The following is a 6,408-nucleotide window of genomic DNA, read 5'->3' on the forward strand; positions in this document are numbered from 1 at the left end:
CCTCGACGCCGGCTGCGGGACCGGCGAGCACACGCTGCTCGCCGCGAGCCGGGGCGCCGACGCCACCGGCATGGACCTCTCCCCCACGGCGATCCGGCGCGCCCGCGAGAAGGCGGCCGAGCGCGGCGTGAGCGCGCGCTTCGAGATCGCCGACGCGCTCGAGTTGCCGCGCCGGGCCGTCGTGTTCGACACGGTGATCGACAGTGCCGTGCTGCACGTGCTCGACGCCGAGGACAGGGCGAAGTACGTCGCGGGCATCGCCTCCGTGCTCCGCCCCGGCGGCGTCTGCCACCTCATCTGCTTCAGCGACCGGCAGCCGGGCAGCTGGGGCCCCCGCCGCTTCCGGGCGGACGAACTGCACGCAGCATTCGGCGACGGCTGGGCCATAGATTCCTTGACCGCCGACAAGTTCCACCTGAACCCGTTCCACGGCGTCCACGAGGCCCACGCCTGGCTAGCGACGATCACGCGCAAGTAGCGCGCCGACTCCGTTGACTTGCGGCGTGTTGTTGTTATGGAGCGCTCCATAACAACAACACGCCGCAAGTCAACGGATTGGCCGGCGGGGTTCAGCCGAAGCGGAGGCCGTCGTTCAGGCCCAGGGCCCGCTCGCCCCAGGCGCGCAGGTTCATGTCGAGGTTGTTCGCCATGTGCTGCGCGACCGCGTGCACGTCCCGCCAGTGCCGCTGTAGCGGTGAGCTCTCGTCCAGCATGCTCGCGCCGGCGTTGACGAACAGGTCCTCGACGGCCTCCACGCAGAGCCGCACCGAGAACGCGTTGTCCCGGCGGCTGCGGGCGAGCGTCGCGGGGGCCGCGGCGCCCAGGGTCAGCACGTCCAGGGTCACGGTCTCCGCCGAGCGCCGGATCAGGGTCTCCGCGGCCTCTACGCGCGCCGCCGCACCGCCGAGCCTGGCCAGGGCGCCCGGGTCCGCGGTCCCGTTGGCGCCCGCGGCCGGACGCGGCCTGCTCCGCATGCGTTCGGTCGCGGCGCTGATCGCCGCCTGCGCGATGCCGACCGCGGGTGCGGTGAGGAAGACCTGCCAGGCGCCGACGAGCGGCAGCCGGTACATCGGGCCGTCGTTGACCTCGGCGCCGGGCGCGGTGGCGTTCAGCAGGTCGTGCAGCCGGAGCGTGCGGTGGTGCGGGACGAAGACGTCCCTGGCGTCCACGCTGCAGCTGCCCGTGCCGGCCAGCCCGGCCGACCGCCAGTCCTCGACGATCTCGACCTCGTCCCGCGGGATCAGCAGGAACCGCATGTCCGGCGGCCCCTCCCGCCGCGGCAGCGGGGCGAGCAGCGCCACCCAGTCCGCGTGGTGCACGCCGGTCGAGAACCGCCACCGGCCCTCCCGGATGTGCAGGCCGCCGTCGACGGCGTCCGGGGGGCCGCCCCCGCTGAAGCACGTGCTCATGGTCGCGTCCGGATTCTGGCCCCAGACCTCCTGCTGGGCCTGCTCGCCGAACAGCGCCACGAACCAGCCGTGCGCGATGACCAGCGAATACGTCCACCCGGCCGACCCGCATCCCTGGGAGAGCAGCGTGATGACGTCGAACGCGTCGGCGAGGTCGAGTTCCGACCCGCCGAAGCGCCGCGGCTGGGTGATGCGCATCAGCGCGGATTCCCTGAGGTCGGCGAACGTCTCGTCCGGCAGCCGGCGGAGCGCCTCCGTCTTGGCGGCGCGGTCGTGGAGGACCGGAATGAGCGCCTGCGCACGGGCGGTGGCCTCGGCGGGGGTCAGCGTCAGCGTCCCGGAACCGTCTGTCATGACCGTCACCTGCTTCCTAGTTGGGCTGGTGCGCCTCGTGGAAGGCCCGGAGGGCGCTGGACGCGAACCGGGCCGCCATCGGCTCGGTCACCTTCCCGCCGTCGACCAGGTCCTGGAGCGCCCCGTCGACGCACGACTCGAAGGACTTCGCGGACAGCGACCTGTCGGTGTGGTCGCACGGGATCTCCGGGAAGGTGATCCGCTCGCCGGGCCGCACGTCGAAGAGCTTGTTGCGGACGCCCCCCGGCCAGAGGACCTCCACCGTCCCGGTCTTCGCGGTCCCCATCCCGAACGACTGGACCAGCGAGTTCTGCGACGCGAAACTCGAACCGGCCATGACCGGGCTGATCGCGGCGGGGAGACCGGCGGGCGTGAAGCTGACGACGGCGCCGATGCCGTCCCGGTTCGCCCGCGCGTCCTCGACCAGCCCCTTGGCGCCCAGCGTGCGCACCGCCACCGAGCCGTTTCCGTTGCCGCCCTTGTTCATCTCGACGGCGAGCGTCCCCTCGCCGGTCTTGCCCGGGGCCGGCTTGTAGCTCAGGACGCCGACCGCCCGGTACTCAGCGAGGTACGCGCTGCTATCGAACGGTGAACCGAAGTCCTGGGGGTCCGAGGTGAGCTTGCCGACCATCACCCCCTGGGCGGCGGTCACCAGGTCCACATGCCCGTCGTTGTTGAGGTCGCCCGACGCGACACCGGTGGTGATCCGGGTGCGGTTGTCGGCACCGCTCTTCGTCAGCGCCGGGTCGTAGGAGAACGACGGGTACAGCCCCTTGATGAGCTTCTTCGGGCCGTCGTTCCGCAGGAGGGTCCCGGGGTTGTCCGCGTTGACGCCGACGATCGCCTGCATGCCGCCGTAGTAGGCGACGTCGGTGTAGCCGTCGTTGTCGTAGTCGAGCGTCGACACGCCCCAGCCGAACGGGGTCGCGTTCAGGCCGCCCAGAGTCGGGTCCGCGCCCGTCTCGGAGGGATGGAGCTGCGCCGGGCTCCGCGGGTCGGCGATGGTGCCGTCCGGCCGCTGGATCAGCCAGCGGCTGGAGAAGTCGCCGAGGTTCTGCGGCAGGCCGTACATGGGCAGCATGAAGTCACCGAAATTGGTGACGAACATGCTCAGCTCGCCGTTGAAGTTGAGGTTCCCGAATGCGAAGCCCATCCAGGCGCCCGGGGACTCCATGAGGCCCAGCTGCTGCGTGACGTCGGTGAACCGGCCGCGGCAGTCGTTCTTGTACACCCGGATGAACCCGCGGTCGCGGCCCCCCGCGAACTTCGCCAGCGGGACGGCGCCCTGGTCGGACCCCACCACGAGGTCGGTGCAACCGCGCTGGAAGAGGTCCACCGCGGCGACCGCCCAGGTCTGGCCGATGAGCGGCGTCGGGGTGGCGAATCCGGAGCTCACGCTGACGTCCTCGAAGTGCGGAGTGCTTCCGCCGGTGTTCGCCAGGAGCTGGTTCGGCTGGTTGTAGGTGGACGTGTCGTCCATGATCGCTTTCGCGTTCTTCAGGTTGCTCGAGTTCGCGATCGCGATGCCGAGCCGCCCGTTGCCGGAGAAGTCCCCCATCGTGCAGCTCACGTGGCTGTAGGAGCCTCCGCCGGCGCCGCTCTCCTCGGTGATGTCCTTGAAGCGCCCGTCGCCCTGGTTCAGCAGCAGCCGGTTCGGGCCGTTGCGTCCCAGGACGTAGAGGCTGTCGCGGCCCGAGTTGTCGATGTCGCCGGCGCACGCGCCGTTCGCGTTGAACCCCGGCAGGGCGACCCCGGCCTGCTCGGCGACGTCCCGGAATTCGAGCTTCCCCGTCTTTCCCATCATGTTCTCGAAGAGGGAGCTCGGCCGGCACGGGCCGTTGGTCACGTACACGTCCTGGTAGCCGTCGTCGTTGTAGTCGAAGACGACGACGCCGGGAATGCCGCGGTCGTGCAGGGGCTCGTCCGTGAAGTCGCTGATCGAGATGAACAGCCGCTTCTTGTTGGCCAGCCGGTGCTGGTGCTCGGGAAGCGTCGGGCAGCGGCGGTACTCGGCGAGCGGCGTACCGGGGACCGCGATGTTCTGGAAGGTAATCCCGGCGTTCACCACCTTGGGCGGCGGCGCCGACCCGCCGGACGCGCACGCACCGGTGAGGACGACGAACGCCGCGGCGACGCCCAGCGGACGGAGAGATGCCCTTGCGATCATGAGTCATCCGTTCTGCTGTCTCCCGGGCCGGCGGCGACCCGTCCCCGCAGCGGCGGGATCACCAGGGCGGGGATCACACCGAGCAGGGTCACGCCGGCCAGCGCGTATACGGCCGCGCCGAAGCCCGAGAAGAACTCGGGCCCGGACTCGTATCCGCCGAAGGCGGAGAACATCGCCACGGCCAGCGCCACCCCGAAGCCGGCCCCCGCCTGGCGCATCGTGTTGCTCACCCCGGAGGCGATGGCGAACCGCTCCGGGTCCGTGAACCGCATGACGGCGGTGGCGGTCGTGGGCATGGCCGCCGCGACCCCGATCCCCGCGATGACCAGCGGGACGACCAGCGTCGTGTAGGACCGCCCGGACGTCACCAGCACCCCGATCGCGAAGAAGGCGCCGGCGAACAGGGTCAGCGCGACCGCGATGATGGGCCGCTCGCCGAGCCGGTCGGCCAGCAGGCCGGCCAGCGGCGCGATCAGGGGCGCGAGCGCGACCCACGGGAGCAGCCGCACCCCGACGCCGATGGAGTCCTCGCCGACCACGAGCTGCAGGTACTGGGTGAACATGAACGCGGTGCCGTAGATGCCGGCGCCGATGGCGAAGCTCGAGGCGCAGCCGCCGGCGAAGCTCCGGTCCCGGAACATCGCCAGGGGGATCATCGGGTCCGCGCACCGGCGCTCCCACTGGATGAACGTGATCAGCCCGATGCCGCCGGCGATCAGGCCCACCACGATCGTCCAGTCGCTTCCGCTGACGCTGCCGATCCGGAGCAGCGCCTGCAGGATGAGGATGATGGCCGAGCTGGCGAGGATCAGCCCGATGAGGTCGAGCTGCCGGGCATGGCCCTTGGTCTCGTCGATCCAGAGCAGGCTGAGCACGATCAGCACGGCGCCGATCGGAACGTTCACCCAGAAGATCCACTGCCACGGCAGGAAATGCAGGATGCCGCCGCCGACCAGGGGCCCCACGGCGATGCTGATCCCCATGATCGCGCCCCAGACGCCGAAGGCCGTGCCCCGTTTGGCGGGCGGTGTCACCGCCGTGACGATGGACAGCCCCAGCGCCATCCCGGTGCCGCCGCCGATCCCCTGGAAGGCCCGCGCGACGATCAGCATGCCGATTCCGGACGCGGAGCTCAGCGCGCACCAGACCGACCCGACCGTGAAGATGCCGACACCGATGACGAAGACCAGGCGCCGGCCGTAGCGGTCGCCGAGCGCCGAGCTGGTCAGCAGGGACGCGGCGAAGCCGATCTCGTAGGCGTTGACCGTCCAGCCGAGGTCGCTGGCGCTCGCCCGCAGCGTCTCGAACAGGGTGGGCAGCGCCACCATGATCACCAAGATGTCGAGGCCGACCATGAAGGCCGTCACCGACGCGAGGACGACCGTCCGCCGCTGCCGCAATGAGGGGACCCCGCCGGGAATCTCGGCCGGTGTGGGACTCGATGTCACAACGCGCACGACGGGCTCCTCGATATGAGCGGGGCGCTTTCGCCGATCAGTACTCCGGCCAGGAAAGACGGCACACGGAACAGGCGGAGGCGCGGACGCCACCACTGCTTTACGTAAATATAGGATCGATTCCGCAAAGGATCACAAGGGGCTCAGCCGGGAAAGTGAACGTCCGGCCGGAAGTCGGCCGTCCGCCCGGGGAAACGGCCTGATCGACTGCGGAATCCCGCGATTGAGCAGGCGGCTTCCGCGCGCCGCTCGCGCTTCCGTCCGCCGTCCGGGCGTTTGAACGACGCCGCCGTTCTTGCACTAGGTCTTTTTCAACCTTAGCTTTGACGGCGGATGCGACGTGCCAGGCGGCGAGCCGCATCGCCGCCATTCAGGAGGAAATGCGATGACACGGGAAGCCGGCACCGCGGGTCAGCTCCCACCGGCCGCCGACCGCGTCACCGGCCAATGGCGAAAAGGCGGCTTCGGGTCGCGCATGTACGACTTCATCGTCATGCACGAGCGCGTCGCCGACCCGCTCGGCCGCCTCATGTGGCACAACGACATGAGCGATATGTATCGCGATATCGCCGAGCTCGGTGACCTGCCAGAGGGGTCGGAGATCCTCGACGTCCCCTGCGGCGGAGGTGTGTCCTTCCGCGGGCTGCGGCCGGACCAGCGAGTGCGCTATGTCGCCGCGGACATCTCCCCGTTCATGCTGGACAGGGCCCGGGCGGAGGCGGCACGGCGCGACCTGTCCTCGGTCGAATTCCATCAGGCGAATGTGCGCGCGCTGCCCTTCACCGACGCCGCTTTCGACCGCTGCCTCACCTACAACGGCCTGCACTGCTTCCCGGACCCGGAGGCCGCCGTCGCGGAAATGGTCCGTGTGCTGCGTCCCGGCGGGCGGTTGCGCGGGACCGCGGTGGTCACCGGCGGCGGCAGGATTCCCGCCGCCTGCATCGCGATCTTCCAGCGCGCCGCCCAGTTCGCCGACGTGGGGACGGCCGAGGACATCGAGCGGTGGCTCGCCGCCGCCGGG

The 6,408-nt window shown here is 70.4% G+C and carries 5 protein-coding genes; 2 read left to right on the top strand and 3 right to left on the bottom strand.

Annotated elements, in window-relative coordinates:
- The coding region (locus IEZ03_RS16320) for a class I SAM-dependent methyltransferase (protein ID WP_189241206.1) at positions 1-478 on the top strand (478 nt) is incomplete at its 5' end.
- Positions 479-569: 91 nt separating this feature from the next.
- Here IEZ03_RS16320 and IEZ03_RS16325 read toward each other — a convergent pair.
- Genes IEZ03_RS16325 through IEZ03_RS16335 form a run of 3 tightly spaced genes read right to left on the bottom strand, consistent with a single transcriptional unit; the run spans position 570 to position 5,387 of the window.
- Positions 570-1,763, bottom strand: coding sequence for an acyl-CoA dehydrogenase family protein (locus tag IEZ03_RS16325; protein WP_184883619.1), 1,194 nt, complete (start codon positions 1,761-1,763; stop codon positions 570-572).
- 16 nt (positions 1,764-1,779) lie between these two features.
- A complete protein-coding gene (locus IEZ03_RS16330) occupies positions 1,780-3,930 on the bottom strand; it encodes a CRTAC1 family protein (RefSeq protein WP_184883617.1) in 2,151 nt (716 codons plus the stop codon).
- Entirely contained in the window at positions 3,927-5,387 is a 1,461-nt protein-coding gene (locus IEZ03_RS16335) for an MFS transporter (protein ID WP_184883615.1), read from the bottom strand. Before IEZ03_RS16335 ends, IEZ03_RS16330 begins: the two co-directional genes overlap by 4 nt.
- Positions 5,388-5,772: 385 nt before the next feature.
- Here IEZ03_RS16335 and IEZ03_RS16340 point away from each other — a divergent pair.
- Positions 5,773-6,408, top strand: a 636-nt coding sequence (locus tag IEZ03_RS16340) for a class I SAM-dependent methyltransferase (RefSeq protein WP_189241207.1), incomplete at its 3' end; no start/stop codon positions are given.

It is taken from the genome of Actinomadura livida, from assembly GCF_014648675.1.
Taxonomy (GTDB): Bacteria; Actinomycetota; Actinomycetes; order Streptosporangiales; family Streptosporangiaceae; genus Spirillospora; species Spirillospora livida.